The sequence below is a fragment of the Actinomadura sp. 6N118 genome (assembly GCF_044326415.1).
Lineage (GTDB): Bacteria > Actinomycetota > Actinomycetes > Streptosporangiales > Streptosporangiaceae > Spirillospora.
In genome coordinates this window covers 72,043-98,777 of record NZ_JBIRAZ010000005.1, presented here as the reverse complement: position 1 = coordinate 98,777, position 26,735 = coordinate 72,043, and the positions used below count along the sequence as shown (strand labels likewise).

The following is a 26,735-nucleotide window of genomic DNA, read 5'->3' as shown; positions in this document are numbered from 1 at the left end:
CGGCCAGGACACTGAACCGACAAGGCCCGCGACCCCGATCATAAAAAGCTTGTTCTCTGGCAGGTAGTTCGACGGTAACAGCGCTGATTGCCGCGTCAGACTGCTAAGAAAAGCTTGATAATTAGCATGTAATTTTGATTGAGTGAATGAGAAGCCGTGATGTCCGGCTCTACCTCGGCCTGCTTGAAGGAGACCTCTATGCACTTGGCGGAGACCGAAGCGCATGTGGAGATGCGCGCGCGTCTGCGTGCGTACTTCGCCGAGGTCATGACTCCGGAACTCCGCCACGAGCTCCGCAACGGTTACTACGCCGAAGACGCGACCGATGCCTACCGGCGCGTCGTGCGACGCCTCGGCGAGGACGGGTGGCTGGGCATCGGGTGGCCGAAGGAGATCGGTGGCCAGGGGCTCTCCATGGTCGAGCAGGCGATCTTCAGTGACGAGGCCGCCCAGGCGGATGTGCCGTTGCCGTTGCTGACGATCAACAGCGTCGGCCCCGCCATCGCCGCCCATGGGACGAAGGAACAGCGCGAGACCCTCGTCCCCGGGATCCTCCGAGGCGAGATCCACTTCGCGATCGGGTATTCCGAGCCCGAGTCCGGCACCGATCTGGCCTCGCTCACGACGCGCGCGATACGCGACGGCGACGAGTACGTGATCAACGGGCAGAAGCTTTGGACCGGGATGATGGAGGCAGGCGACTACATCTGGCTCGCGGTGCGAACCGATCCGGACGCCCCCAGGCATCGCGGTATCTCGGTGCTCATCGTGCCGCGGAACGCCCCGGGCGTCTCCTCGACCCGGCTCCGTACGCTGGGTGATCATTCGGTCGCCGCCGTCGGCTTCGACGGCGTCCGAGTACCGGTGGAGAACTGCATCGGCGGTGAGAACAACGGCTGGGCGATGATCACCGGTCAGCTCAACACCGAGCGGGTCGCGCTCGTGTCGACCGCCCCTGTGGAACATGCGCTGGCCGAGGTACGGCAGTGGGCAACGGAGACGAAGGCCGGCGACGGTTCGCCGATGCTGGACGACCCGTCTGTGCGGCAGACGCTGGCCCGGGTCCGGGCAGAAGTGGAATTCCAGCGGTTGCTGAACGCCAAGCTCGCGACCGCCGTTGACGCCGACCGGCTCGAGCCCGCCGAGGCGTCCGCCGCGAAGGTGTACGGCTCGGAGCTGTTCGGCCGCGGTCGGCGGTTGCTGTACGAGGTCATCGGACTCGACGCGGGGCTCGACGGGAACTCCCCGGGCGCCATCGCCGGCGGCGCGCTCGCCAAGGGAGCGAGCTCCTCGAACGTCATGACCTTCATCGGTGGCGCGAACGAGATCCAGCGTGACCTGATCGCACAGTTGGGCCTCGGGCTTCCGCGCGCACCGCGCTGACCGGCACCGACCAGCACCAGGAGTCGAACGTGGACTACAGCTACAACGAGCAGGAACAGGACGTTGCCGACCTCACCGCGACGATCATCACGGACGCCGCCGCACCGGAGCGTCTGGAGGCCTGGCAGGCCTTTGGTGAGCCATTCGACCGTGCGCTCTGGGCGAAGCTCGCCAAGGCTGGACTGATCGGGATCGCCATTCCCGAGGAGCACGGCGGGAGCGGCGCGGGCTTCGTGGAGCAGTGCATCGTGATCGAGGAGGCGGCCAAGGCTGCGGTGCCGCTCTTCCTCAGCGAGGCGGTCGTCATGGCCGCCCTCCCCATCAGCCGCTACGGCACCGACGAGCAACGCCAACGCCTGGTCGCCCCGTTCGCCGCCGGAGACCTGCTCCTGAGCGCGGCACCACGGCAGGCGTCCGCGTCATCCCCGGGATTCCAGGCCAGGCCCGACGGCGACGCCTGGCGGGTCGACGGCGCGATGTCACACGTGCCGCTCGCGACGGTCGCCGACCGCGTTCTCACCCACGTCACCGTCGACCGGGGCCGACCCGGGCTGCTTCTCGTCGACCCGGCAGGACAGGGTGTGACACTGACGCCCCACACGTCCGTAGATCGCCGGCAGCGGTGGCGGCTGACGCTCGACGGCTGCCAGGTACCCGGCGCCGACGTTGTGATCGCCCCTGGCGGGATCACGGAGGAGGCGGGAAGCTGGATCGAGGCGGCGGAGACCGTCGCGCGGTGCCTGGAACAACTCGGAACGGTCGAGACCGCGCTGCGGATGACTGCGTCCTATGTCTCGGAGCGAAGGCAGTTCGGCCGGCCGATCGGTACCTTCCAGGCGGTATCGCACAAGGTGGCCGACGCCTACATCGACGTTCAGGCGATCCGGCTCACCGCCTGGCGTGCCGCATGGCTCCTCGCCCAGGGGACGCCTGAGGGAGACGTGGTTGCGATCGCCGCATGGTGGGCGGCGGACGCCCCGACGCGTGTGCTCGAGACCGCGATGCAGGTGCACGGCGGTATCAGTGTCGACCTCGACTTCCCGCTGCACCGGTACTTCCTGGCGGCGCGGCAGGGCTCTTTGTCCCTGGGCGGTCCATCACGTGCCCTCGCCGCCCTCGGCGACGCGATGGCGGCGGCCTGACATGACCGCGAAGAACCACACCGACAGTGCTCCGCTGGGCGGAGTCCGGGTCATGGAGTGGTCCTCCTCGATCACGGGCGCGTACGCGGGCCGGCTGCTGTGCGACGCGGGGGCTTCGGTGACCCGCATCGGTGGTGCCGAGACCCTCGGGCGCGGCACGCACTTCGACTCCTATGTGCACTACGGCAAGATGCGCGTGTCCGGCGACCTGATGGACCTGCACCGATTGGCGTCGTCCGTCCCGGCCGACATCGTCATCCTCGAACTGCCGGACGCCCCGGACCACGATCTCCTCAACGGCTTCGGCGATACCATCGTGACGGTCATCAGCCCCTGGGGCCTGGACGGGCCGTGGGCGGGGACGGGCCGCCCGTGGAGTGAGTTCACTCTGCAGGCCGAGGCGGGATCGCTCAACTGGCGCGGCTCGATGTCGAAATACCCGATCATGACAGGAAGCTCGGAGAGCCTCTGGGTCGCGGGGACGATGGCGGCGGGGGCGGCGACAGCCGCCTTGCAAGGCGGCAGTGAGCGGCGGATTCTCGATGTTCCCCTGCTCGATGCCACGGTGTACACCACCAACCTCTTCCACAGCGTCACCGCTTCGGTGTCGCCGCCATCGCGAAGCCCCCGGCCGAGGAGACGGCTGACCCCGAGTGTGGAACCGGCCGCCGACGGCTGGATCGGGCTCAATCTTGCTTCGGCGCAGAATCACGAGGACTTCGTGGTCTTGATCGGACGCCCCGACTGGCTCGATGACGAGCAGATGCGGACCTTCGAGGGCCGATACGCGCGGAGGGCCGAGTGGACCGAGGCGGTCCGCTCCTGGACGACGCGGCACACCGTACAAGAGTGCATCGATGCGTTGGCGGCGTTTCGGATCCCGGCCGCACCGGTGCACAACGGGGCGACGATCCTGGAGGACCCGCAGGTCCTGGCGCGGGAGTTCTACGAGCAGCACCCCGACGGTCACTTCAGGGTTCCCAAGCCGCCGTTCCTCTTCGACGGTGTCCGGCCCCAGCGGACTCAGGCCGCCCCGGCGCCGCCCGGCAGCCGCCCGGTCGGTCCGAGCGGCCAGCCGTTCGACGGCCTTCGGGTGATCGACCTTGGTACCTGGTGGGTCGGCGCATATGTCGGCTCGGCGCTGGGCGCATTCGGAGCCGATGTCGTCAAGGTCGAGAGCACCCGCAGGATCGACGGATCACGGACGATGGGAGGTGTACCGGTCTCCCGCGACCACTGGTGGGAGTGCGGCAGCTTCTATCTCGGGGCGAACTTCAACAAGCGCAACGTGACGCTCGACATCACGCAAGCGGAGGGACGGGAGCTGCTCGTCCGGCTGATCGAAAACGCCGACGTCCTCCTCGAGAACTTCGCTCCGCGCGTCCTGGAATCGGTCGGACTCGACTGGGACGAGGTCCACCGCATCAACCCGCGCCTTGTCATGCTCCGCATGCCCGCCTTCGGCCTGACCGGCCCGCGGCGTGAGATGGTCGGCTACGCCCAGACGGTGGAGCAGTTCTCCGGCCTGTGCTGGCGTACCGGTTATGCCGGCGGAGACCCGACCAACCCGCAGGGTCCCGCGGACCCGATGGGTGGGGCGAACTCGTTCTTCGCACTTGCGGCGGCGCTCTTGCGACGCCGAGTCACGGGCCAGGGCATGCTGGTCGAGGCCGCGCTCGCCGAGGGCGCGTTGGTCATGGCGTCGGAGCAGGTGATCCGCTGGACCGCCGACGGCGAGCTGCTCGACCGGACGGGCAACCGGGCCGTGGAGGCACACGTGCAGGGGGCCTTCAGAGCCAGCGGCGATGAGCGCTGGATCGGCATCTCCGTGCTCGACGATGGGCAGTGGAAGGCACTGGTCGACGTCTTCGGGTTCGTGGACTGGTACGAGGATCCCGATCTGCGTGACCACTCCGGCCGGCAGGCCGCCGCCGATCGGGTCGAGGCGCGCATCGCGGACTGGGTCGCCGCCAGGGAGCCCGAGGACGTCGTGGACCGCCTGATCGCGGCCGGTGTTCCCGCGGGGCTGTGCACCGACCCACGCTGGGTCCATGAGCACCCCCACCTTGCGGGCCGGGGCTCGTACGAGCTCGCGGAGCTGCCCTGGGCCGGGACGATCCCGCTTCCCACCCTGCCGTTCCGCCGAGTGGGACGGTCGGCCTGGCTGACCCACCGTCCGCCGACACTCGGCGAGCACAACCACGAGGTCCTCGTCGGCGAGCTCGGGCTCAGCGAGGAGGTGTACGCCAGCCTGGTAGAGCGCCAGGTCATCGGCGACGCTCCGGCGGGTTTCTGATGTACCTCGATACCGGAAGGAGCTGGCCATGACGGGTCCGCTGACAGGGACGCGGGTGGTCGAGCTCGCGGCGCAGGGGCCCGGGCCGTTCGCGTGCATGCTGCTCGCCGACCTCGGGGCGGAGGTCGTGAGCATCGAGCGCGTCGGTGCGCGCCGCTACCCCGCCGACGCCCACTCGCGCGGCCGTCGATCTGTCGCGGTCAATATCAAGGACACTCGGGGCCGCGACGTGGTCCTCGATCTGATCGAACGGTCCGATGTCATGGTGGAGGGCTACCGGCCGGGGGTGGCCGAGCGTTTGGGACTCGGTCCGGAGGAGTGCCTCGTGCGCAATCCGCGGCTGGTCTACGGACGGATGACCGGTTGGGGGCAGGACGGGCCCCTGGCCACCTCCGCCGGCCACGACCTCAACTATCTGGCGCTTTCCGGGGCGCTGCACGCCATCGGCGAGTCGGGGCACGGGCCCGTTCCACCGCTCAACCTTGTCGCCGACTACGGGGGCGGCGGAATGCTGCTCGCCCTAGGGATCACAGCGGCACTGCTGGAGCGCGCCGCATCCGGACGGGGCCAGGTGATCGACGCCGCGATGGTCGACGGCGTGGCGCTCCTGCTCGCTCCCTTCCTCGCGATGGCGGCCCGGGGATCGTGGTCCGCGCGGGGCACCAACCTGCTCGATGGCGGAGCGCACTTCTATCGCACCTACGAGACCTCGGACGGCAAATGGGTCTCTGTCGGGGCGATCGAGCCGCGGTTCTACCGCGAGTTCCTCCGGGTCCTCGGCCTCGCCGAAGCCGACCTCGGACCGCAGATGGACCGGAACTCCTGGCCCTCCGCGACGGAGCGCGTGGCCGCCGTTTTCGCGACGCGCACTCGTGAGGAGTGGACCCGATCGTTCGAGGGTGTGGAGGCCTGTGTGCAGCCGGTGCTCGAGCTGACCGAGGCGACCGCGCACCCGCACGCCGCTGCACGCGGCATGTTCGTCGAGATCGACGGTGCGCCGCACCCTCGGCCGGCACCGCGCTTCAGCCGCACGACGTTGGAGATGCCGCACTCGGCTGAGGAGCCCGGGACGAGCACCTGCGAGGTCCTCACCGGCCTGGGACTTTCCGAGAAGGAGATCGTGGATCTTCGTGCGGCGGGTGTCGTGGCATGAAGGTCCCGTCAGTGAAGGAGCGCAGGCGATGAGCCGGATCACGACACTCGACAGCTTCGAAAAGGAGTACCGCAAGGGACTCGGCCAGCCGCTGAATCCAAGGCCGTGGCGCGAGGTGACGGCCGAATGGCTGCGGCGGCACAGCGAAGGCTCCGGCGACTACAACCCGCTCTTCCGCGACGGCGCGTACGCCGAGGAGGCGCGCTTCCACAGCCTCATAGGTTCGCCGTCATTCCTCTTCTCGATCGACTTCGGAGCCAACGCGTCAATCTGGGGGCACATCCCCCAGGACGACGTCGAGATGAAGGACCTGAGCATCCTCTATCTCGGTGCCGACATCGAATGGGTTCGCCCCGTATGGGTAGGCGACCGCGTCCGGTCGATCGAGACGCCGGTCGACCTCAAGCACCGCGACATGCGGCAGCTCGGCGCGGCGCTCGTGTGCTCCGGCACGACCGAGTACTACAACCACCGCGCCGAGCTCGTGGCCCGGATGACCAATCACATGCTCCGGTTCGCCAACCCGGGGAGCGGGGTCTCCGCCTCATCGTCGGGCTCGCATCGGCGTATCGCGCCCGACCCCCTCGTCTGGGAGCGGACCCGACGGGGCGGCAGCCCGCTCTATTGGGAAGACGTCCGCGAGGGAAGCGACCTTCCGGCGTTGCCCAAGGGGACCTACACGACCACCGAGCTGTACCTGTTCAGCCTCGGGTCCCTGACCATGAGCCGCTCGCGGAAGGTGGACGAGGGCACCATCGACATGGGGGCCGGCGGCCGGGCCGACCCGGAGTACGCCAGGAAGGCCCGGGCGCAGGCCACGTCTTTCGACTACGGACCGCAGCGGATCGCCTGGCTCAGCCAGATCATCACCGACTGGATCGGTGACTGGGGCGACCTCATCACGTTGAGCGCCCAGCTTCGGCGCCCGAATCTCATCGGAGACACCAACACCGTCGTCGGCTCGGTTCAGCGCGTCTATGAGGAGGCCGGTGAGGGCCGCGTCGACGTCCGGGTCGCGGTGGTCAATCAGGACGATGTCGAGACGGCGATCGGCAAGGCGGCCGTACGACTGCCGCGACGCGATGTGGACGAGCCGGGCTACCCCGCCATGCTCTGGGCACCCACCGTGGTTGCCGAGCCGACGATCTACGGCTGAGCGGCCGAAGACAGCAAGAGCCTCGACAAGGAGCGACCACTCGATGGAACTCAGACCCGGCCTCAAACTGAAGTCGGCGGGAACGACCGCCGAGTTCATCGTCATCCGCGCCTCAGCCGGCGACGTCGACCTGACCTGTGCCGGGGCGCCGCTCCACCCCGATGGCGCCGGTGCGGCATCGGGGGGTGACGCCACCGGGGAACTGCTGATCGGAAAGCGGTACAGCGACGACGAGGGGACCGTGGAACTGCTGTGCGTCCGTGGAGGACCGGGACCCCTGCTGCTCAACGGCCGGATGCTGGCCGCCAAGGCCGCCAAGGCCTTGCCGTCCTCAGACTGAGCCCGGAGGTCAGGTGAACATCGTCACCTTGCTCGATATCGTCTCGAGCGTCGAGCCCGACCGAATCGCGATCGGAGACGCGACGTCCGGCATGACCCTGGGCGAGCTTCGCGAGCAGGCTTCGAAGGCAGCGACCCTGGTGGGGGATCAGCCCGGTCGGCCCCTGCTGTTCGCGGGCACGGCCACGGCGGCCTTTCCCGTCGCGCTCTTCGGTGCCGCGGTCACGGGGAGGCCCTTCGCTCCCATCAGCTATCGGCTGGCGCCAGGACCCTTCGCCGCACTGGTGCGGGACCAGTTGCCGACCACGCTGGTGGCCGACGATCGGTCGACGCAGGACCTTGGTTCCCTGGACGGGCTGTGCGTGACCGATCCCGACACGTTCTTGTCGGAGGTACGCACCGCGCGAGCCGCCGAGATCGAGCCGGACCAGGATCCCGAACAGACGGCTGTCCTGCTGCATACGAGTGGCACAACCGGCAGTCCGAAGGTCGCGATGCTGCGCCATCGGCACCTGACGTCGTACGTTCTGAACGGCACAGAGATGCTGGGAGCCGGTTGCGACGAGGCGACATTGGTCAGCGTGCCGCCGTACCACATCGCCGGTGTCGCGGGTCTGCTGACCGCGCTGTACGGAGGCCGCCGGATCGTGCAGCTTCCCAACTTCGAGGCGGAGGCCTGGGTCGAGGCTGCGGTGCGGCAGCGGATCACACATGCGATGGTCGTGCCGACGATGCTCGCCCGGGTCGTGGACGTGCTCGACGAGACCTGCACGGAGCTGCCGGACCTGCGTCACCTCTCCTACGGCGGCGGCCGAATGCCGCGACCGGTGATCGAGCGCGCTCTGGATCTGCTCCCGCACGTCGATTTCGTCAATGCATACGGGCTGACCGAGACGACCTCGTCGATTGCGATTCTTGGCCCCGAGGACCACAGGTTGGCGAGGGCCACGTCCGACCCCGGGATCCGCCGACGGCTGGAATCCGTCGGCAAACCCTTGCCGAGTGTCGAGATCGTCGTGCGCGACCCGAGCGGGCGGGGCGTCCAGGCCGGTGTGGGCGGTGAGCTCTGGGTGCGAGGGCCGCAGGTCTCCGGTGAGTACGCCGCCGCCTCCCGGCTCGACGGACAGGGATGGTTCCGGACACAGGACGCGGGGCGGATCGATGCCGACGGCTACGTCTATGTCGAGGGCCGACTCGACGACGTCATCGTCCGTGGCGGGGAGAACCTCTCGCCCGGCGAGATCGAGAACGTCCTCATCGAGCATCCCGACATCGTGGACGCGGCGGTCTTCGGCGTGCCGGACGTGGAGTGGGGTGAGCTCGTTGTGGCCGCGGTGGTCCCTCGGGGCGGCTGCTCCGTCGAGGAGGCCGACGTCCAGGCCTGGGTCGGAAGTCGTTTGCGATCAACCCGGGTGCCGGCCGAGGTGCGCGTGCTCGAGAAGCTTCCTCGCAACGACCTGGGCAAGGTCCTGCGGCGTGTCCTTCGGGATGGCGGCGATGCGGTCAGTGCGGGCTGAAGAGCTCCGGATCCCTCGGGCGGATCACGCCGTCGGCCCCGATCCGACGGCTGAACAGCTCGCTGATGTAGGCCTGGACAAGCGGCGTCCAGCGCTGACGGTCCTCGGTACTGATGCCTTCGGTCAGGCCCTCGAAGGCGGTCATCTGCAAGTCGGCGACCTTCGCCAGAACGGCGGCGCCCTTGCGGGAGATCCGGATCAAGCTGCTGCGCCGGTCGAAACCGTCGACGGCACGGTCCACCAGGCGGAGGTCGGTGAGCTGGCGCAGCCGCTTGCTCGCCTGCGAGGGGTCGATGGCCAGCCGTTCCGCGATGTCGGCGATCGACAGCGGACCGCTCTGCTGGACGACCTGCAAGGTGAAGAAGCCTTGCTGCCGGATCGGCGATTCGATGATCTCCAGGAGATCGTTGTAGCCCCTCGACTGCCCCACCCAAGTGACCATGCCGATCATTGTGCGCGCAAAGAACCTGGTCTCGGCATCGTGGTCGTTCCCGGCGAGCTCGACCCAGCGGTCCGCCGCGGCGGAGCGGGGACGGTCGGGCAGCGCTTCGACCAGACGGTTGTGAACCAGCGCGAACCAGTCGGCGGTGGCCGCGATGTCCTCCGGGCTCCAGCGTTCGATGGCCGCCAGGTAGTCGCGGCTCCAGTGGACCAGCCATTCGTCGAGCACCTGTGCGGTCGTCTCCGACAGCCCGACCAGAACGCGACGGCGATCAGCGGGGTCGGTCTCGCGCACGATGTGCCCGGCGTCCGCCAGCTGGCCGGCCTGGCGGCTGGCCTGCGCGAGGTCGATGCCGAGCTCCTTGGCGACGGTGCTCGTCGACACGGGTTCGCGGCCGCTGAGCAGCTCGATGAAGCGCAGATCCGATGGCGGGAGTTCGATGCCCGTCGCGGCGCGCATGCGGCGGCTGTGGGCGCGGGTGCCGGAGGTGAACGCGACCACATTGATCAGCCGCAGCGTCGCCTTCTCCAACGCGAGGTCCCCATCGTCCGCGGCCACGGCGGCGACTCCTTCCTCAGGGCGGCCCGTACCCGGCCGGTCGATCTACGAGATACAGGACCTCTGGCAAATATCTCACAGCCAGCATCGCGGTGATGCCGTCCGGTGAAGCTTACTTGATCAAGGGCATGTATATCCAGAATCCAAAGAGGTGGGAACGCAGGTATCGCCTCCAGGGCGCAGCTAGCTGCTGACCAGCAACGCGGAAATTTGCTTGATGAATTTCATGTATCTACTTCCTCACTAGCCGGTTCGACACTAGAATTGATGTCAGTTCCAATTTCGGAGGGTGCTGACATGGCGATGGCACTGGCCCCGATCGGCGAAGCGGCGCCAAGACCCCCCTCGATGGTCGAGCGCATGACGCTCATCATGGATTGCTTCGAGGGATCGAACGCGAGGCTCCTGCTTGAGGAGATCGCGCGGCGCACCGGGCTGCCGAGGTCGACGGCCCACCGCATCCTCGAACAGCTGGTGCGTCTCCAGTGGGTCGAGCACACGAGGGCCGGTTACGGTCTTGGTCGACGGGTCGCGCGCTGGGGAGCGCGCGAGAGTGGGCACTCCGACCTCCGCGCCGCCGCGGCCCCCTGGCTCCACGAGCTCGTGATGAAGACGGATCTGGTCGTGCATCTCGCCGTGCTTGACGAGACTTCTGTGGAGTACCTCGACAAGATCGGCGGACGCAGAGCATCAGCTGTCGCATCGAGGGTGGGCGGGCGCGCACCCGCTCACTGCACCGCCCTGGGCAAGGCGATGCTCGCGTGGCTGCCAGCCGAGAAGGTCGACGCGCTCTACGCCGACGGCCTGCCTGCGGCGACGCAGGGCAGTATCACCGAGCTCCTCGTGCTGCATCAGGAGCTCCGGCGGATCCGCGGGCGTGGTGGGCTCGCGTTCGAGCGAGGCGAGTGCGTCGGAGGCGTCGCGTGCGTCGGTGCGGCGATCCGGGGCCCAGAGAGACCTGTCGCCGCCGTTTCGCTCGCCGGGCCTCAAGGAGCTCCCCTGGAAGTGGTCGCTCCGCTGGTGCGTGACGTCGTGAACCGCATCGGCCGCGAACTGCTCGGCGCAGCGCTGCGCGGGTGAGCTTACAGCGCTGAGACAGCCTGACCTTCCTTTCCCGCCGCTACTCCTGATCGAGTGACAAGACCGCTCAACCCCAGCCGTCGATCCAGCTCCAGGGATCGACCACCGCGTGGTCTGCAGTGGCCTCGAGTCCGAACCGGCTGCGGAAGAACACCATCGGACGGTCCTCGCGGTGGCGTTGGAGCCCCAGCACATGCCCCACCACGACGTCGTGGTCCCCGGCTGTGTGCACAGCGTGCACTTCGGCGTGGACTGTGGCGAGCACGCCGGCAAGGACCGGTGTTCCCCAGGACGATGTGGTCCAGGCCAGCTCCGCGAACTTTCGTCCTCGGCTGGACCCGAATCGGTCGCACAGGTCGTCCTGCTGCTCACCAAGGATGTTCACGCTGAAGCGTCCGGCGTGCCGGATCCGGGGCCAGGTGCGGCTGCGATGATCTGCGCAGAACAGGACCAGCGGGGGGTCCAGGGAGACCGAGGTGAAGGACTGGCAGGCGAATCCGACGGGTTCGTCACCGTCCACGGCGGTCACCACGGTGACTCCGCTCGCGAACTCGCCCATGGTGCGCCGGAATTCCAGCTGGTCCACCGCAGTGACGGAGCCGGTTGTTGTTTCCTGTGTACGGCTGGTCGGCATGGTCGGACTCTAAGAGCGGACGAAAGGTCGCGGAGACCGCGCTCCCGGTGTGCGGGAGTCGTAGGGCGGTCGAGTGGAGGGCGTTCTAACGTTCGCGTTCATGGCGTGCCCGCGTGTGTGCACGCGCCGTAGCGGAGGAGGGAGCGGTGACGAGGGTGGCCGCGCATCGGCCGCCGGCGGCGCCGGCGGCGCACAGTCAGGTGCTCCGCCGGGCACGGATTCTCCGCTCCGCCACGGAGCTGGGTGCCCTCCACGGCTTCGACGGCGTTCAGATGCAGGATGTCGCCAAGGACGCCGGTGTCGCGATCGGGACGGTCTACCGCTACTTTCCGTCGAAGACCCATCTCTTCGTGGCGGTCATGGCGAAGGAGGTCCTCTTCGAACGGCCGGGCCAGCGAAGCGAGGGGGCCGGTTCCGTAGACGACCTGGCCGAGCTGCTGGTGCGATGGACGCATCGCTTCACCAGGCGTCCTCAGCTGGCCATGGCCATGCTTCAGTCGATCCTCGCGACCCCTACGACGATCGTGGAGGCGCTCGAGACGGATGTTCAGGTGGCGCCGCTCATCCTGGGCCGCCTTGGTATCGACGAGCCTGGCGACGAGGACATGAGCAAGGTGCGGCTCCTCATCTTCTCGTGGTGGGGCATCGTGGTCGCCCGGTTGAGTGACCATCTGACCCAGGAGCAGGCTGAGGACCACCTTCGGCTGGCGGCCGGGTTGATCTTCGTGGAGGCGGGCGGACCGGCCTGGTCCCGATCAGCGGGAGCCTGCCCGGTGTCGGGACGCCGCCCCGAATAGCGTGAAAGACCGTCACGGAGGCGGCTGTCTCCACCACGGTCCGGAGGCCATTGATGCACGACGTCGTCCGCCGAGCGCAGTTGATCGCTCCTCATCTCGCCGCCCACGCGGAACAAACCGAGAAGCTCGGCAGGCTCACCGAGGAGAGCGTGAAGCTGGTGCGTGAAGCGGGCGTCATGCGGCTGCTTCAGCCGGCGGAGTACGGCGGCTATGCCGCTCACCCGGCGGACTTCGCCCTGGCCGTCATGGAAGTGGCGAAAGGCTGTGGTTCCACTGGCTGGGTGTGCGGTGTCGGCGGCGTTCATCCCTGGGAGCTCGCGCTCCTGGACTCCAAAGTCCAGGGCGAGGTCTGGGGCGAGGACCCGGATACCTGGATCGCTTCTCCGTACATGCCGAGCGGTGTGGCGACCCCTACCGATGGTGGCTACGTCCTGAAGGGACACTGGCAGTTCTCCTCGGGCACCGACCACTGCGACTGGATCTTCCTGGGCGCTCTTGTCGGAGACGGCACGGGCAGACCCGTCCAGCCCGTGCGCGGGTTGCACGTGGTGCTTCCGCGCTGCGACTACACGATCGTCGACGACTCGTGGGACGTCATCGGCCTCAGCGGCACCGGCAGCAAGGACATCCTCGTCGAGGGGGCCTTCGTTCCCGAGTATCGGACGATCAAGGTCGCGGACGTGACGGAGGGCGAACTCTCGGCGGGGCGCGCGGGTCGGTCGGAGACCGTCTACAAACTGCCGTTCTGGGCCATGTTCCCACTGGGGATCACCTCGGCCGTCATAGGCATCGCGGAAGGTGCGCTGAACGCTCATCTCGACTATCAGCGCGACCGGGTGACCTCGGCCGGAGCGAGGGTTCGTGAGGACGCCACGGCGCTCTATGCGATCTCCGAGGCCGCCGCCGAGATCGCCGCGTCCCGCGCGCAGTTGATAGAGGGCATCAGCCGACTCTACGACCAGGCCGATTCGGGCAGTCCCATCACCTTCGAGCACCGGGCCATCGTGCGGCGTAACCAGGTCCGGGCCGCGTGGCGCGCGGTGGCGGCCGTCGACGAGATCTTCGCGCGGTCCGGCGGCAACGTCGTGCGCCGGGACAACGTGCTCCAGCGCTTTTGGCGTGACGCCCACGTCGGACTGCAACATGCGATCCACGTACCGGCAAACGCCTACCAGGCCGCCGCACTGACCCAGATGGGACTCGACCCGCAAGGCCCGCTCCGAGCAATGATCTGACCCGCCGCCATCAGGTCGCGACAGGCTCCAGTACGAAGACCGGAATGATGCGGTCGGTGTTCTTCTGGTACCCGTCATAGTCCGGCCAGGCCGCGACGGCGCGCTCCCACCACATCGCCTTCTCGAGACCTTCGACCTTGCGCGCGATCATGTCCTGCGGGGTCGGACCATCCTGCAGCTCGACGTGCGGGTGCGCTAGCACGTTGTAGTACCAGGCGGGGTGAGTCGGAGCGCCGCCGAGAGAGGCGACAATCGCGTAACACCCGTCGTGCTCCACCCGCATGAGAGGAACCCGGCGGAGCTTCCCCGACTTCCCGCCAACGGTCGTCAGGATGACGACCGGCCTACCCTGCAGGGTGTTCCCTTCGGCGCCCGCCGAACCCAGATACAGCTCGACCTGGTCGCTGATCGGCTCATAGCTGCTGGGCTCGTAATCTCCGGTGAGTGGCATGCCCGCAAACTAGCTTCGGGTCTCGGGCGACGGGCGTGCGTCTCCCGGAGATCGGGACATGGGCGTTGACGCCGCAGGACCGGACATGACGCGCGCGCTCGGCCCGACCGGCTTGGAGTCGCTGCCGCGATCTGATCCCCAACGCCAAGATCCAATTGAGTGTGGGAGGGATCACCAGTAGTCCCGCTGAGTGGGAAGCGCCGATGTCGGGCCTGGAACGGCGCACATACGGTCGCAGTCGCTTCACAGGCTCGCCTGGTCGAGGGGACAGCCGGGCCTGATACAGGACAGGGCATGTGATCGAGGAGCCTCCATGGAGACCTATGCCGCCGAGCGCCTGACACAGGGGTTCAGCTGGACCGAGTGCCCGCGCTGGTATGACGGACGCTTTTACTTCTCGGACATGTACAACCACCGGATTGTCGCGCTCTCCTCGACGGGGGAGGTCGAGGTTCTCGTCGATCTCGGCGGTCGGGACGCCCTCGACGGGGCCGAGGTCGTGCTGGTGGGCACCGGATACCTGCCAGACGGGCGGCTGCTGGTGAACTCGATGTTCGAGCGGGTGGTGCTCGCCGTCTCCGACGGGAAGGCCGAAGTCTACGCCGACCTGCGCGGACTGGCCGCCGGGCCCATCAACGACATGGTTGTCGCCGCCGACGGTCGGGCGTACATCACCCAGCTCGGCTTCGACCTGTGGGCGGGGGAGCAGCCCGCGCCGGCGCCAATCATCATCGTCGACCCCGGAGGGGCGGCCCGGATCGCTGCCGGCACCGAGCATTTGCTGGGTGCCAACGGCATCGCCCTCAACGCCGACGGCGGCACCCTGGTCACCGCGGAGGCATTCGCCGAGAAGATCGTCGCATTCACCGTCGGCGCCGACGGTGAACTGTCGGACTACCGCCTCTTCGCTGACATCGGCGAGCTGCCGGACGGTATGTGCCTGGACGACGAGGGCGCCGCCTGGGTGGCGCTCCCGATCAGCGGCCGGGTTCTGCGTGTCGCCGACGGCGGCGAGATCCTTGCCCAGGCGACCGTCCCCCAGGCGGAGGCCGGTTCCAGCACGGCGTGCGGTCTTGGCGGTGACGACCGGAGGACTCTCTACATCGCTTGCGGCTTCGAGGTCTTCGACTTTGCCAAGTCCCGCGAGGACGGACAGGGGTCGATTTGGACTGCCCGCGTCGACGTTTCCGGCGGCGGCACCCGCCCCTGACCCGCTCGACCAGAGGAGAACCCCATGCTGGACTTCACCGGAAGCGTCGTCATCGTGACCGGCGCCGGGCGCGGAATCGGCCGCGCCCATGCCCTTCTGCTCGGCGCGCGCGGCGCATCGGTCGTCATCAACGACCTGGGTGGCGACACTGACGGGATCGGTCCGTCCGACGGCCCGGCGCAGCGGGTCGCCGCCGAGGTCGAGGCCGCCGGCGGCACCGCCCTGGCCAATTCCGACTCGATTGCCGACCCCAAGGGCGTCGCGTCGCTCGTCGAGCAGACTCTTGAGGGATTCGGCCGGCTCGACGGGATCGTCAACAACGCCGGGATCTACCGGCTCGGTGGTTTCGAGGACCTGGAGCCCCAGGTCTTCCAGGACTTCATCGATGTTCACTACTTCGGCACTCTGCTGCTCTGCAAGGCCGCCTGGCCACACCTGGCGGCCTCCGGCAGCGGCCGGATCGTCAACACCGTTTCGGGTGCCATGACCGGCCAGCCGGACATGGCCCATTACGGCGCCGCCAAGGGTGCCGTCTACGGCCTGACCCGCAACCTCGCGGTCGCCGGCGCTGCGCACGGCATCAAGGCGAACGCCGTTGCCCCTGGAGCCGCGACCCGGATGCTGGAGCTCGCGCGCCCATCCCTCCCACCCGGCACGGTCGAGTGGATGCAGGCCGAGATGCCACCGGAGAAGGTCTCGCCGGTTGTGGCCTACCTGGTCCATCCCGACTGCGCGATCACCGGCGAGGTCATCAACTCGGCGGGCGGCTACATCTCCCGCATGGTCATGGTCAACACACCTGGGGTCCAGGACCCCGAGGCGACCCCCGAGAGCGTCGCCGCGCGGATCGGCGAGATCACCGACCCTGCGAACGCTCAGATCGCCGAACTCGCCTTCCCGGCCTGAAACGCAAGGAGACACATTGAAAGCCCAGTTCCCTTACGGACCGGTCGGCGCGGAGGAAGCCCTGCAGATCATGCGGGCGCTTCGTGAGGACAGGCCGATGACCAAGGTCGCCTTCGAGTTCGGTGGCGACGCCTGGTTGATCCACCGCCATGACGCCTGCCGGGAGATGCTGGAGAACCGCGCGTTCGTCCGCAAACCGTTCCGCGAGGGCCGCACGGTCCCGTATGCGATCGAGTTCCCCGCGTTCCTCACGCAGACCCTCCAGTTCATGGACCCTCCGAACCACACGCGGATGCGCAAGCTGGTCATCAAGGCCTTCACCCAGCGGCGTGTGGACAGGCTCCGCGATTCGACCCAGGCTTTCGCGGACGAGCTCGTCGATCGAATGACCGCCGACGGTGCGACCTCTGCCAATCTCATTGACGCCTTCGCGCTGCCGCTTCCCATCCGGGTCATCGGCGACCTGCTCGGCGTGCCCGAGGAGGGCCGGACGAACTTCGTGCAGTGGAGCCACGCCCTGCTGTCGACCTCCGGCATGGAAGAGAGCCAGGTGATGGAGCACGCGACCTCGCTGTTCGTCTACCTGAACGAGCTCATCGCGCAGCGCCGTGCCGAACCGGAGGACGATCTGCTCAGCGCGCTGGCGGCGGCCAAGGAGGCCGACGACGAGCTCACCGACGGAGAGATCGTCGAGATCGCGATGCTGCTGGTCGTCGGCGGGTTCGACAACACCGCCAACTTCACTGCGCAGGGCGTCCTGTCGCTCCTGCTCAATCCCGACCAGCGAGCCGTCCTCGCCGAGGACGTCGACGGGAGGATCAGCAGCGCGGTTGACGAGATTCTCCGCCACGGCAACATGACGCTGGGCCGTACTCACTCCTCTGGCCCTGGCCTAGTTCCCTTCGCCGCGGCCGAGGACACGACGATCGCCGGTTGCCCGATCAAGGCAGGGGAGGCCGTCATGGTGGACGTGACCTCCGCGAACCACGACGACAACGTCTTCGAGGACGCCGACAGCTACGACCTGCTGCGCAAGCACAACCAGTTCCTCACCTTCAGCCACGGCCTGCACCGTTGCCTGGGCGCGCCGCTCGCCCACATGGAGCTGGAGGTGGGCATCGGCACCCTGTTCAAGCGGCTCCCAGGGTTGAAGCTCGGCGGCGAGCCGGTCTTCCTGGAGGGCATCCTCACCGGTGGCATGACCGACCTGCCAGTCGCCTGGTAACCAGCAGGGAGCCCAAGGAAAGGACCGCTCCGATGGACGGCTCACCGCCCCGCGAAGCGGGGGAGCGAGTGGGCATCGGGTACGGGCTGGTCAGCCGGTGTGCGCGCTGCCAGTTCGTCACCTCGTCCCCGCCCTGGGCGTAGGCGAACCACCAGTGCGACAGCAGCTCTGGGACGTCGGCGGTGGTGATGTCAGGGTGCGGCACTCGCTCCTCCTCATGATCGGGATGTGGCCACCGTGGGCCGGTGGACCGCGTCCCTGCAGAGGCCGTCCCGCTCACCAGGCCGGGAGCGGAGGCCGGGCCGGAAATACCGGTGGGATCCGGCCTCCTTTGCGCGGGCGTGGACATGTGGGCGGTGCAGTCCCGGCCAGCGGGAACGCCCGTGGAACGGCCTTCCGCCCCGGCCTAGCCTCTCCGGGGGAGAGGCGCACCTCACACCTCACGCGCCGACGGTGGGGTGCGCCCCTCCCCACCCCGATCTGGCGGTTGCCGTGAGGCACAGCGGCAGCCTCGACCCTGGAGCTCTCGTGACCACACAACAGACCGGCGGTGAGGAGACCCGCCTGATCGAGGCGGCGGCCCCGCCTACCCGGTACGCACGGGGTTGGCACTGCGTTGGCCTCCTGGAGCACTTCACCGACGGCAAGCCGCACGCCGTCGAAGCCTTCGGCACGAAACTCGTGGTGTTCGCCGACAGCAGCGGCAAGCTGAACGTCCTCAACTCCTACTGCCCCCACATGGGGGGCGACCTGAGCCAGGGCGAAGTCAAGGGCGATGAGATCGCGTGCCCGTTCCACGACTGGCGCTGGTCCGGCAACGGCCGCTGCGCGAGCATCCCCTACGCCAGACGGGTACCGCTGCGGGCACGCACCCGCTCCTGGACCACTTTGGAGCGGAACCAGCAGCTGTTCGTCTGGCATGACCCTCAGGGCAACCCGCCACCCCCCGAAGTGACGATCCCAGAGATCACACAGGCCGGTTCGGAGGAGTGGACCTCCTTCACCTGGAACCGGCTGCTCGTGGAGGGCTCTCACTGCCGGGAGATCGTCGACAACGTCGTGGACATGGCCCACTTCTTCTACATCCACTACTCGTTCCCGACGTACTTCAAGAACGTCTTCGAGGGGCACATCGCCGCGCAGTACATGAACAGCAAGTCCCGTCCTGACGTCGACCTCGGAACCGGCCGCTCAGGCGAGAAGATCACCATTTCGGAGGCCGCCTACTACGGACCCTCGTACATGATCAACCCGTTGAAGAGCGTCTCCGGCGACCGCACGCTGGAGAGCATCCTGATCAACTGCCACTATCCGGTGTCCCCCACCAGCTTCGTCCTCCAGTGGGGCGTGACCGTCAAGAAGGCCGAAGGCATGCCTGAGGAGCACGCCGACCAGTACTCGCAGGCTGTCGCCAAGGTCGTGGAGAAGGGTTTCCTGCAGGACGTGGCGATTTGGCGGAACAAGGCGAAGATCGATAACCCGCTGCTGTGCGAGGAGGACGGGCCCGTCTACCAGCTCCGCCGCTGGTACGAGCAGTTCTATGTGGACGTTGAGGACGTCACCCCCGAGATGACCCGCCGGTTCGAGTTCGAGATCGACACCGAACGGGCCAACGGTTTCTGGCAGCGCGAGGTCCAGGAGAACCTCGCCGAAGGCCGCGTCGTGCACGTCTCATGATCGACGAACGGCCCGAGTATCCCATCGCGTGCCGGCGGTGCGGGGCGTGCGTCCTGGTACGGAAGAACAGCCTCGCGCACACGGAGATCCAATGGACCGCCGACACCTCCGGCTGCCCGGAGCTGGGCCGGAACCCGGTGCCGCGCATCCTGACGAGTGTGATCCCGACCTGTGCCGAGTTGCGTGACAGCGTCGAGGGCGCGGTTCGTGAGGGCCGACTGCCCGTGCCGTCCGAGGTGGAGCCCGCCCGGTGAGCACCTCCGCTTGCGGGCTGCCGGTTCTCGATGTGATCGCCGAGACCGCCGACGCCTGCTCGATCGTCCTGGGTGTGCCTGAGGAACTCTGCGGCCGGTTCACCTACCGGCCCGGACAGTTCCTCACGGTTCGTATTCCCGGTGGGGAAGGAGCCGGTGTGGCGCGCTGCTACTCACTGTCGAGTGCACCCGGGACCGATCCGACACTCAAGATCACCGTCAAGAGGGTCGAGGGCGGGCATGGATCGAACTGGCTCTGCGACTACGTGCGCCCGGGGCACACCCTTGAGGTGCTGCCGCCCTCCGGCCGTTTCACCCCGGACTCACTCGCGGCCGACCTGCTCCTGTTCGCGGCGGGCAGCGGCATCACCCCGGTGATCTCCATCGTCAAGGCGCTCCTGGCCGAGAGCGGCGGCAGCGCCGTGCTGTTCTACGCCAACCGCGACGAGGCATCGGTGATCTTCGCCGGGGAACTACGGGAACTGGTGGCCTCCGCCCCCGATCGCTTGCAGGTCGTGCATCTACTGGAGAGCCTCCAGGGCCTGCCGACCGTCACGTCGCTGACCTCCCTCGCCGCACCCCACGCAGCCAGGGATGCCGCCTTCATCTGCGGCCCGGCACCGTTCATGGACGCTGTCAGCGAGGCTCTGGGCTCTCTGGGCATAGGCAGGGAGAAGATCATCACGGAACGCTTCCACTCGCTGTCCGGTGACCCGTTCGCCACGGTGGAGGAGATCCCAGCGGAGGAATTCGTGGCCGCAGAGAGCGCGCGGCTCAAGGTCGCTCTGAACGGCGACGAGCACCTGCTGGAGTGGCCGACACACATCAGCCTGCTCGCGCTGCTCCGGACCCGCGGCCTGCAGCCGCCCTTCTCCTGCGAGGAGGGTTTCTGCGGCGCCTGTGCCTGCCGTGTGCTCACCGGGGAAGCGAAGATGCTCTGCAACGACGTCCTTGAGGAAGAGGACCTGGAGGAGGGATTGATCCTGAGCTGCCAGGCGCTCCCCATCTCCGCCGAGGTCGAAGTGACCTTCGACTAGCGTCACCGAGAAGAGCCGCACAGTCCCGCTGAGCGGGTCGTCCGCTTCTGCGTCCAGGAGCCGGCTGCAACAGTTCACGCCATGGGAGCTGAAAAGGTGGTGGCCGCGATCGTCGGCCCCGGGAACATCGGAACGGACCTCTTGGAGAAATTGCGGCGGAGCTCTGTGATCGATGTCGGATACGTGGCCGGCGTGGTGGAATCAGACGGTCTGGCCCGCGCCAGGTCTCGCGGCGTCAGCGCCTCGGCGGAGGGCATCGACTGGCTGCTGCGCCAGGAACCCCCTCCCGAGATCGTGTTCGAGGCGACATCGGCCAAAGCACATTCGGCGAACGCGCCCCGCTATGCCGAAGCCGGGATCCAGGCCGTCGACCTGACGCCCGCCCATCTCGGGCCTATGGTGTCACCGCCGGTCAACGGCGCCGATCATCTGGGCTCGCCGAACCTCTCCATGATCACCTGTGGCGGACAGGCGACGATCCCGATCGTGCACGCCGTGTCGCGGGTGACGCGGGTCGAGTACGCCGAGATCGTCGCTTCGGTCGCCTCACGCGGCGCGGGTCCCGGCACGAGGGCGAACATCGACGAGTTCACCGAGACCACCGCGCGCGCCGTGGAGGCGGTCGGCGGGGCCCGGAAGGGCAAGGCGATCATCATTCTCAACCCTGTCGAACCGCCGATGATCATGCGGGACACGGTGTACTGCTCGATCGGCGCGGATGCTGACCACGAGGCGGTCAGCGCCTCGATCCAGGCGATGGTCGCTGAGGTGCAGGAGTACGTTCCCGGCTACACGCTGCGTGCCGAGCCGCAGTTCGACGAGGCTCGCCCGGAATGGAACGGGCTCGGCCGCGTCGCTGTGTTCCTGGAGGTCCGGGGCAACGGCGACTACCTGCCACCTTGGGCGGGCAATCTCGACATCATGACGGCCGCCGCCGCGCGGGTCGGCGAACTGATCGCCGCGGCCAAGTTGGCGCAGAGGGCGGGAGTGCAGGCGTGAGCAGGCCGGAACTCCGTCACGACGTGCGGATCATCGACACCACGCTGCGCGACGGCAGCCATGCCATGGCGCACCGGTTTACCGAGCACCAAGTGCGGGAGACCGTCCGTGCGCTCGACCGGGCCGGCATCGAGATCATCGAGGTTGCCCACGGCGACGGCATCGGCGGTTCGTCGTTCAACTACGGCTTTTCCGCCACCGACGAGTTGGCCCTCATTGCTGCCGCCCGGGAGGAGGCAAAGCGAGCACGCATCGCTGTCCTGCTCGTGCCCGGTATCGGCACCGTCGAGGATCTGCGCCGTGCCCGCGACTCCGGCGCCGACATGGTCAGGGTTGCGACCCATTGCACCGAGGCCGACGTCTCACCGCAGCACTTCGCGGCGGCCCGCGATCTTGGCATGGAGACGGTCGGGTTCCTCATGATGGCCCACCGCACCTCGCCCGAGGACCTGGCGAAGCAGGCCCGGATCATGGTCGATGCGGGGTGCCAGTGCCCGTATGTCACCGATTCGGCGGGTGCGCTCCTCATGCATGAGGCCAAGGCCCGGTTCGAGGCTCTCGTCGCCGAGGTCGGGGATGAGGCGTGGGTCGGCTACCACGGGCATCAGAATCTGAGCCTCGGCGTCGCCAACTCAGTGCTCGCACACGAAGCGGGCGTCAGGTCGATCGACGGATCGCTCTGCGCGTTGGGCGCGGGGGCGGGGAATTCGCCCACCGAGGTACTGGCCGCGGTGTTCGATCGCCTGGACGTCACCACGGGCCTGGACGTCTCCGCGCTGCTCGATGCAGCCGAGGAAGTCGTCCGCCCATACCTGCCGCGGTGGCCCAAGCTGGACCGCAACGCCATCGTGCAGGGTTGGGCCGGGGTGTACTCCTCTTTCCTGCTCCACGCCGAACGGGCGGCCGATCGCTACAAGGTTCCGGCACACGAGATCCTGCGCCGTTGCGGCGAGCTCGGGTTCGTCGGCGGCCAGGAAGACATGATCATCGACGTGGCGCTCAGCCTGGTGGCCGAGCGCGACGGTCCTTAGAGCCAATCAGTCATGCGTGGCCAGGTCGCCCAGGCGTCGAGAACCCCGGGAGGCCAGGCGCCGCCCGCCCCGTCCCGGGCCCCGCGAAACGACGGGACGGGCGTCCCAGCGTTCGCGGCACGCCAGATTCGTTGCGCCGTCTGCTGGACCACGGACGTCAGCTGGGTGAAATTGAGCTGCCGCACCGGCCCGCATATCGACAGCGCGGCCACCGCAGGACCGGGCCCGCGCACTGCCGCGGCGACGCAGCCGACGCCGCGCACAGCCTCTTCTCGGTCGAATGCGACGCCATGCTCGCGCACCCTCTGCAACTCCCGGACGAACTGGACCGGGTCCGTGATCGTGAACCGCGTGCGCGCGGCCAGGCCGTTCTCGATGACTTTCTGCACCGTCTCGTCGTCGGCGTAGGCGAGCATCGCCTTGCCCACCCCGGTGCAGTAGGCGGGGGCACGCCCGCCGATCCGGGAGGGCAGCTCGGCCGCCGACGGGCCGCCCAGCTTCTCCAGGTAGACGATCTCGACGCCGTCCAGGACGGCAAGGTGCACGGTGTGCTTGCTGGTCGTCCCCAGGCGTTGCATCAGTGGCAGGGCGGCCTCACGCAGGGTGTCCTGCTGGAGTACGAGCGAGCCGAGCTCCAGTATCCGAAGGCCGAGCCGATAGTCGTTTCCCTCACGGGTGAGCCACCGGACCGCGACTAGGCGCTCCAGGATCCGGTGCACCGACGAGCGAGGAAGCCCGCTGCGGCGGACGATCTGGGCGAGGGACAGCCGGGTGGAACCGTCGAAGGTGTCCAGCACCAGCACGACTCTGTCGATCATGGAAACAGGAGTGGCGTCACCATCGTGCATAGCGATCTGTCCTACTCATCGGGAGGTTCCCGGCCGAAGGGATGTGATCTAGCCTACACTCACACGTCGCTGAGGTAAGGAGACGCAGGATGGGCGATCGGACTCGTGAAAGGGTCGGTGGGATCCTTCCCACTCTGCGGGACAGGGCCGCGCAAGCCGATCGTGACAGGGAGATCTCCCGGGCGTCGGTCGAGCAGCTCGCCGAGGTTGGGGCGTTCCGGATGCTGGTGCCGCAACGGTGCGGCGGCTCGGAATCGGATCTGCTCGCCTTCGTCGAGACCGTCCGCGAGATCTCCGGTGCCTGCGGCTCCACCGGATGGCTGGTGAGCTGGTTCGGTGTGCACTCCTGGCATCTGGGCCTGTTCCCGGTCAAAGCCCAGGACGAGGTCTGGGAGGCGGGTCCGGACGCGCTGGTGACGGCCGCCTACGCCGCCACCGGACACGTCGTCGAAGTGCGCGGTGGCTACCGCATCCAGGGGCGATGGAGTTGGGCGACCGGCTGCCAGCACGCTGGTTGGGCGCTGCTCGGCGGAATGCTCTCCACTCAGGACGGGGCGCCTGCCGATCTCCTTACCTTTCTGGTCCCCATGACGGATTTGCGCGTGGAGGCCAACTGGGACACGGTCGGGCTGCGCGGTATCGGAAGCCATGATCTCGTCGCCGACGATCTCTACGTGCCCGCGCACCGTTCTCTCAGCTTCGCGCCGTGCTTGGACGGCACCGCACCGGGTCTGGAGGCCAATTCCGGAGTCCTGTACCGGGTGCCGCTGCCGTCGGTGTTCGCCGCCGCGACGGCGGCACCGGTGATCGGCATGGCGGAGGGTGCGTACGCCGCCCTGGTCGGCTGGTTGCGAACCCGCCTTGGCATGGCCTGGAGCGGGTTGACGACCGGTAGCGACGACTTCAGCAACGCCTACATCGGCGGAGCCGCAGCCGACCTGGACGCGTCCTGGCTTCAGATCGTCCGCGATCTGCAGGAGTTGACGCGCCACGCTGAGAACGACGAACCAATTCCGTGGGCACTGCGCCGCAGGGTTCGCCGTGATCAGGTGGTAGCCACCCGCCGCGCGGCCGATGCTGTGGACCGGCTGTTCGAGCACTCCGGAGGTGAAATGGTGCGCATGGGCCATCCGATCGAGCAGGCGTGGCGCAACATTCACACCGTCCAGGCTTTCGGGATGAACGACCTCGACCGGACCTTGGCGATGTACGGGGCGGGCGAGTTGAACGTCGGTGCCCACCCACCCATGGTGTGAGCCGCCCTCAGCTGCCGTACAGCGCATGGCCCGCAGCGATGACCGTGTGACCTTCCCTCGCGACGGTGAAGCCGGCGGCGGTGCCGGAGACCCTGGCCCGCAGCTCGAGTGTGTCGCCGGGCAGGACGGGCGCGGTGAATCGACCCTCCAGTTCCCGCAGGTCGGCAGGGTGGGCGCCGAGTGCGCGGGCAAGGCCCAAGGCGGACGTCGCCAGGGTGCACAGACCATGCAGGATGGGGCGGGGCTGTCCGATCGCCCGCGCGGCGGCCGGGTCGATGTGGATCGCGTGGCGATCGCCGCAGAGCCGGTAGAGCGCCGCCTGCTCAGCAAAGGTCGCCAAACCTACGGTCAGCTCCTCGCCCTCGCTGGCGGCTGGCGAGCCGGCGGGTCCCCGGTCGCCGCCAAAGCCACCGAGCCCTGGTGCGAAGATCGACCAGCGGGCGATGAAGCAACGGCTCTCGACGCGCACGTCGAAGACGGCGGCGGAGCCCTTGTCCCACACCGCCTCCACCTCGGCGGTCATGGTGACCTCGCCGCGCGCGGGCAGCGGCTCGAGCACCTCCAGCCGCTGCGCACCGTGCAGCGCCACGCCGGGCTCGAACGCTCGCAGTGTTCCCAGCGCGTCGGGCGCCCACTGGGCGAGGGTGAGTGCGAAGGTCGGGAGCGGTCGGAGCCGTTCCTCGAAGACCAAATCGAGCTCGTCCGCTCTCGCTCCGACGGCGAGCGCGTAGAGGATCGCGTCGCGCTCGGTCCAGGCGACCGTACGCCGACCGAGAGGATGGCCGATCCACTCGCTGGCCGGACGTTCGGCGTGCGTCGTGCCGGTCATGACAGGCGTTCGATGATGAGGGCCATGCCCTGGCCGCCCGCGGCGCACATGGTCACGGCGCCGAAACGGCCGTCGCGACGGCGGAGGCCATTGATCAGGGTGGTGGTGAGCCGCGCTCCGGTCTGCCCAAAGGGATGGCCGAGCGCGATCGCTCCGCCGTGCACGTTCACCCGATCCAGGCCAAGCCCGAGATCGTCGCAGACGGGGAGGACCTGGGCCGCGAACGCCTCGTTGATCTCGACCAGATCGAGATCGGCAACGGTCAGCCGCGCCCGGGAGAGTGCCTGGGCCATGGCGTCGGACGGTCCCAGCCCCATGATCTCGGGGGAGAGCGCCGACACGCCGGTGGAGACGATCCTGGCCAGGGGTTCGATGCCCAAGTCGTGTGCCCTGCCGTCCGACATGATCACCAGAGCGGCGGCGCCGTCATTAAGGGGGCAGCAGTTGGCTGCCGTGACGGTGCCGTCCGGTCGGAAGACGGGGGAGAGCCGGGCGACCGACTCGAGGGTCACGCCCGGGCGCGGGCAGTCGTCACGGGCGACGACCGTTCCGTCCGGAAGGGTGACGGGAGTGATGTCGAGGTCGAAGAAGCCGTCGGCGAGGGCTTTCTCCGCGAGGTTCTGGCTGCGGACGCCGAACTCGTCCTGCCGCAGGCGGCTGACGCTGCGCAATTGCGCGACGTTCTCAGCAGTCTGGCCCATGGCGATGTAGGGATCGGGCAGCTCACCGGTGGTCCGAGGGTCGGTCCAGGGCTCTACGCCTGCGGCGGACCTGGCACTGGTCCGCTCCTCTGCGGCGGCGTAGCGCGGGTTGCGGGTGCCATCGAGGCCGTCGGACTTGCCAAGGCCGTACCGGGAAACGCATTCCACTCCCGAGGAGACGAAGACATCGCCCTCGCCTGATCGGATCGCGTGGAAGGCCATCCGGGTGGTCTGGACGCTCGAAGCGCAGTACCGCTGCGACACGGTCCCCGGCACTCCGTCGAGCCCCAGGCCGATGGCGACCTGGCGGGCGAGCCCGTAGCCCTGTTCTCCGGCGGGCTGGGCGCAGCCCACCATGAGGTCGTCGATGGATCTCGGATTGAGGTCGGGAATCTGTTCCAGCGCGGCCGTGACGATCTGGCGGAGCAGATCGTCGGCACGCATGTCCTTCAGTGAGCCTTTGTACGCTCGACCGATCGGCGAGCGCGCCATCGCGACGATGACTGCTTCGGGCATGGGGTGACCTCCAAGGATGGGGGCGGGCGCGGTCAGCTTGCGCCGCGGACCGCGCCGGTGACG

General features: G+C 68.2%; 26 protein-coding genes. 19 read left to right on the top strand and 7 right to left on the bottom strand.

What is annotated here, in order from left to right:
* The first annotated feature begins 198 nt into the window (after positions 1-198).
* The 7 genes from ACH34W_RS14015 to ACH34W_RS13985 are packed head-to-tail and all read left to right on the top strand — an operon-like array spanning position 199 to position 8,986.
* Positions 199-1,383, top strand: coding sequence for an acyl-CoA dehydrogenase family protein (locus tag ACH34W_RS14015; protein WP_395961278.1), 1,185 nt, complete (start codon positions 199-201; stop codon positions 1,381-1,383).
* A 29-nt stretch (positions 1,384-1,412) separates the two neighbouring features.
* A complete protein-coding gene (locus ACH34W_RS14010; protein WP_395961277.1) occupies positions 1,413-2,525 on the top strand; it encodes an acyl-CoA dehydrogenase family protein in 1,113 nt (370 codons plus the stop codon).
* Position 2,526: 1 nt separating this feature from the next.
* Positions 2,527-4,821 (top strand): CoA transferase, encoded by a 2,295-nt coding sequence (locus ACH34W_RS14005; protein WP_395961276.1) that lies wholly within the window; start codon positions 2,527-2,529, stop codon positions 4,819-4,821.
* A 28-nt stretch (positions 4,822-4,849) separates the two neighbouring features.
* Positions 4,850-5,974, top strand: a complete 1,125-nt coding sequence (locus ACH34W_RS14000) for a CaiB/BaiF CoA transferase family protein (RefSeq protein WP_395961275.1) — start codon at positions 4,850-4,852, stop codon at positions 5,972-5,974.
* A 28-nt stretch (positions 5,975-6,002) separates the two neighbouring features.
* Entirely contained in the window at positions 6,003-7,130 is a 1,128-nt protein-coding gene (locus tag ACH34W_RS13995) for a MaoC family dehydratase N-terminal domain-containing protein (protein ID WP_395961274.1), read from the top strand.
* A 43-nt stretch (positions 7,131-7,173) separates the two neighbouring features.
* Complete coding sequence (locus ACH34W_RS13990) at positions 7,174-7,470, top strand: hypothetical protein (RefSeq protein ID WP_395961273.1); 297 nt, start codon at positions 7,174-7,176, stop codon at positions 7,468-7,470.
* A 13-nt stretch (positions 7,471-7,483) separates the two neighbouring features.
* Entirely contained in the window at positions 7,484-8,986 is a 1,503-nt protein-coding gene (locus tag ACH34W_RS13985; RefSeq protein WP_395961272.1) for a class I adenylate-forming enzyme family protein, read from the top strand.
* Here the strand turns inward: ACH34W_RS13985 and ACH34W_RS13980 are convergent.
* Positions 8,973-9,986, bottom strand: a complete 1,014-nt coding sequence (locus ACH34W_RS13980; RefSeq protein WP_395961271.1) for a MarR family winged helix-turn-helix transcriptional regulator — start codon at positions 9,984-9,986, stop codon at positions 8,973-8,975. The two genes, ACH34W_RS13985 and ACH34W_RS13980, sit on opposite strands and share 14 nt — an antisense overlap.
* A 297-nt stretch (positions 9,987-10,283) precedes the next feature.
* Here ACH34W_RS13980 and ACH34W_RS13975 point away from each other — a divergent pair, with 297 nt between their 5' ends.
* Entirely contained in the window at positions 10,284-11,066 is a 783-nt protein-coding gene (locus ACH34W_RS13975; protein ID WP_395961270.1) for an IclR family transcriptional regulator, read from the top strand.
* A gap of 67 nt (positions 11,067-11,133) precedes the next feature.
* On the opposite strand, the gene ACH34W_RS13970 is transcribed toward ACH34W_RS13975, so the two are convergent.
* Positions 11,134-11,700 (bottom strand): flavin reductase family protein, encoded by a 567-nt coding sequence (locus ACH34W_RS13970; RefSeq protein WP_395961269.1) that lies wholly within the window; start codon positions 11,698-11,700, stop codon positions 11,134-11,136.
* A gap of 146 nt (positions 11,701-11,846) precedes the next feature.
* Here ACH34W_RS13970 and ACH34W_RS13965 point away from each other — a divergent pair, with 146 nt between their 5' ends.
* Entirely contained in the window at positions 11,847-12,497 is a 651-nt protein-coding gene (locus ACH34W_RS13965; RefSeq protein ID WP_395961268.1) for a TetR/AcrR family transcriptional regulator, read from the top strand.
* A gap of 53 nt (positions 12,498-12,550) precedes the next feature.
* Positions 12,551-13,732, top strand: coding sequence for an acyl-CoA dehydrogenase family protein (locus ACH34W_RS13960; RefSeq protein WP_395961267.1), 1,182 nt, complete (start codon positions 12,551-12,553; stop codon positions 13,730-13,732).
* 10 nt (positions 13,733-13,742) lie between these two features.
* Here ACH34W_RS13960 and ACH34W_RS13955 read toward each other — a convergent pair whose 3' ends face one another.
* Entirely contained in the window at positions 13,743-14,183 is a 441-nt protein-coding gene (locus ACH34W_RS13955; RefSeq protein WP_395961266.1) for a nitroreductase family deazaflavin-dependent oxidoreductase, read from the bottom strand.
* Positions 14,184-14,496: 313 nt separating this feature from the next.
* On the opposite strand from ACH34W_RS13955, the gene ACH34W_RS13950 reads away from it, so the two are divergent.
* From ACH34W_RS13950 to ACH34W_RS13940, 3 genes are read left to right on the top strand one after another with little or no spacing between them, the layout of a single operon-like run.
* Positions 14,497-15,393, top strand: coding sequence for an SMP-30/gluconolactonase/LRE family protein (locus tag ACH34W_RS13950; RefSeq protein ID WP_395961265.1), 897 nt, complete (start codon positions 14,497-14,499; stop codon positions 15,391-15,393).
* A 24-nt stretch (positions 15,394-15,417) separates the two neighbouring features.
* A complete protein-coding gene (locus tag ACH34W_RS13945) occupies positions 15,418-16,299 on the top strand; it encodes an SDR family NAD(P)-dependent oxidoreductase (RefSeq protein WP_395961264.1) in 882 nt (293 codons plus the stop codon).
* A gap of 16 nt (positions 16,300-16,315) precedes the next feature.
* Complete coding sequence (locus ACH34W_RS13940) at positions 16,316-17,524, top strand: cytochrome P450 (RefSeq protein ID WP_395961263.1); 1,209 nt, start codon at positions 16,316-16,318, stop codon at positions 17,522-17,524.
* Here the strand turns inward: ACH34W_RS13940 and ACH34W_RS13935 are convergent.
* Positions 17,487-17,729, bottom strand: a complete 243-nt coding sequence (locus ACH34W_RS13935) for a hypothetical protein (RefSeq protein WP_395961262.1) — start codon at positions 17,727-17,729, stop codon at positions 17,487-17,489. The two genes, ACH34W_RS13940 and ACH34W_RS13935, sit on opposite strands and share 38 nt — an antisense overlap.
* A gap of 323 nt (positions 17,730-18,052) precedes the next feature.
* On the opposite strand from ACH34W_RS13935, the gene ACH34W_RS13930 reads away from it, so the two are divergent.
* From ACH34W_RS13930 to dmpG, 5 genes are all read left to right on the top strand, one after another.
* The gene (locus tag ACH34W_RS13930; protein WP_395961261.1) at positions 18,053-19,201 is read left to right on the top strand and encodes a Rieske 2Fe-2S domain-containing protein; all 1,149 of its coding nucleotides are present in this window, start codon (positions 18,053-18,055) and stop codon (positions 19,199-19,201) included.
* The gene (locus ACH34W_RS13925; RefSeq protein WP_395961260.1) at positions 19,198-19,455 is read left to right on the top strand and encodes a hypothetical protein; all 258 of its coding nucleotides are present in this window, start codon (positions 19,198-19,200) and stop codon (positions 19,453-19,455) included. The genes ACH34W_RS13930 and ACH34W_RS13925 overlap by 4 nt, the downstream gene beginning before the upstream one ends.
* Entirely contained in the window at positions 19,452-20,492 is a 1,041-nt protein-coding gene (locus ACH34W_RS13920; protein ID WP_395961259.1) for a 2Fe-2S iron-sulfur cluster-binding protein, read from the top strand. The genes ACH34W_RS13925 and ACH34W_RS13920 overlap by 4 nt, the downstream gene beginning before the upstream one ends.
* Positions 20,493-20,573: 81 nt before the next feature.
* Positions 20,574-21,491, top strand: a complete 918-nt coding sequence (locus ACH34W_RS13915; protein ID WP_395961258.1) for an acetaldehyde dehydrogenase (acetylating) — start codon at positions 20,574-20,576, stop codon at positions 21,489-21,491.
* Positions 21,488-22,522 (top strand): 4-hydroxy-2-oxovalerate aldolase, encoded by a 1,035-nt coding sequence (gene dmpG / locus ACH34W_RS13910; RefSeq protein ID WP_395961257.1) that lies wholly within the window; start codon positions 21,488-21,490, stop codon positions 22,520-22,522. Before ACH34W_RS13915 ends, dmpG begins: the two co-directional genes overlap by 4 nt.
* On the opposite strand, the gene ACH34W_RS13905 is transcribed toward dmpG, so the two are convergent.
* Positions 22,519-23,340 (bottom strand): IclR family transcriptional regulator, encoded by an 822-nt coding sequence (locus ACH34W_RS13905; protein WP_395961256.1) that lies wholly within the window; start codon positions 23,338-23,340, stop codon positions 22,519-22,521. The two genes, dmpG and ACH34W_RS13905, sit on opposite strands and share 4 nt — an antisense overlap.
* 119 nt (positions 23,341-23,459) lie before the next feature.
* Between ACH34W_RS13905 and ACH34W_RS13900 the strand changes: the two genes are divergently transcribed.
* Positions 23,460-24,626 carry an acyl-CoA dehydrogenase family protein gene (locus ACH34W_RS13900; RefSeq protein WP_395961255.1) on the top strand — a complete coding sequence of 389 codons (1,167 nt, stop codon included), beginning with the start codon at positions 23,460-23,462 and terminating at the stop codon, positions 24,624-24,626.
* Between the two features lie 7 nt (positions 24,627-24,633).
* On the opposite strand, the gene ACH34W_RS13895 is transcribed toward ACH34W_RS13900, so the two are convergent.
* Together ACH34W_RS13895 and ACH34W_RS13890 are read right to left on the bottom strand one after the other, a co-directional pair.
* The gene (locus ACH34W_RS13895; RefSeq protein ID WP_395961254.1) at positions 24,634-25,455 is read right to left on the bottom strand and encodes a MaoC/PaaZ C-terminal domain-containing protein; all 822 of its coding nucleotides are present in this window, start codon (positions 25,453-25,455) and stop codon (positions 24,634-24,636) included.
* Complete coding sequence (locus ACH34W_RS13890) at positions 25,452-26,672, bottom strand: acetyl-CoA C-acetyltransferase (RefSeq protein ID WP_395961253.1); 1,221 nt, start codon at positions 26,670-26,672, stop codon at positions 25,452-25,454. The genes ACH34W_RS13895 and ACH34W_RS13890 overlap by 4 nt, the downstream gene beginning before the upstream one ends.
* Positions 26,673-26,735 lie beyond the last annotated feature (63 nt).

Coding starts and splice junctions, on each gene's coding strand:
- ACH34W_RS13975 (WP_395961270.1), top strand. CDS start 10,284: ATGGCGATGGCACTGGCCCCGATCGGCGAAGCGGCGCCAAGACCCCCC.
- ACH34W_RS13960 (WP_395961267.1), top strand. CDS start 12,551: ATGCACGACGTCGTCCGCCGAGCGCAGTTGATCGCTCCTCATCTCGCC.
- ACH34W_RS14005 (WP_395961276.1), top strand. CDS start 2,527: ATGACCGCGAAGAACCACACCGACAGTGCTCCGCTGGGCGGAGTCCGG.
- ACH34W_RS13900 (WP_395961255.1), top strand. CDS start 23,460: ATGGGCGATCGGACTCGTGAAAGGGTCGGTGGGATCCTTCCCACTCTG.
- ACH34W_RS13905 (WP_395961256.1), bottom strand. CDS start 23,340: ATGATCGACAGAGTCGTGCTGGTGCTGGACACCTTCGACGGTTCCACC.
- ACH34W_RS13945 (WP_395961264.1), top strand. CDS start 15,418: ATGCTGGACTTCACCGGAAGCGTCGTCATCGTGACCGGCGCCGGGCGC.
- ACH34W_RS13915 (WP_395961258.1), top strand. CDS start 20,574: ATGGGAGCTGAAAAGGTGGTGGCCGCGATCGTCGGCCCCGGGAACATC.
- ACH34W_RS13990 (WP_395961273.1), top strand. CDS start 7,174: ATGGAACTCAGACCCGGCCTCAAACTGAAGTCGGCGGGAACGACCGCC.
- ACH34W_RS13925 (WP_395961260.1), top strand. CDS start 19,198: ATGATCGACGAACGGCCCGAGTATCCCATCGCGTGCCGGCGGTGCGGG.
- ACH34W_RS13995 (WP_395961274.1), top strand. CDS start 6,003: ATGAGCCGGATCACGACACTCGACAGCTTCGAAAAGGAGTACCGCAAG.
- ACH34W_RS13955 (WP_395961266.1), bottom strand. CDS start 14,183: ATGCCACTCACCGGAGATTACGAGCCCAGCAGCTATGAGCCGATCAGC.
- ACH34W_RS14015 (WP_395961278.1), top strand. CDS start 199: ATGCACTTGGCGGAGACCGAAGCGCATGTGGAGATGCGCGCGCGTCTG.
- ACH34W_RS13950 (WP_395961265.1), top strand. CDS start 14,497: ATGGAGACCTATGCCGCCGAGCGCCTGACACAGGGGTTCAGCTGGACC.
- ACH34W_RS14000 (WP_395961275.1), top strand. CDS start 4,850: ATGACGGGTCCGCTGACAGGGACGCGGGTGGTCGAGCTCGCGGCGCAG.
- ACH34W_RS13970 (WP_395961269.1), bottom strand. CDS start 11,700: ATGCCGACCAGCCGTACACAGGAAACAACAACCGGCTCCGTCACTGCG.
- ACH34W_RS13890 (WP_395961253.1), bottom strand. CDS start 26,672: ATGCCCGAAGCAGTCATCGTCGCGATGGCGCGCTCGCCGATCGGTCGA.
- ACH34W_RS13895 (WP_395961254.1), bottom strand. CDS start 25,455: ATGACCGGCACGACGCACGCCGAACGTCCGGCCAGCGAGTGGATCGGC.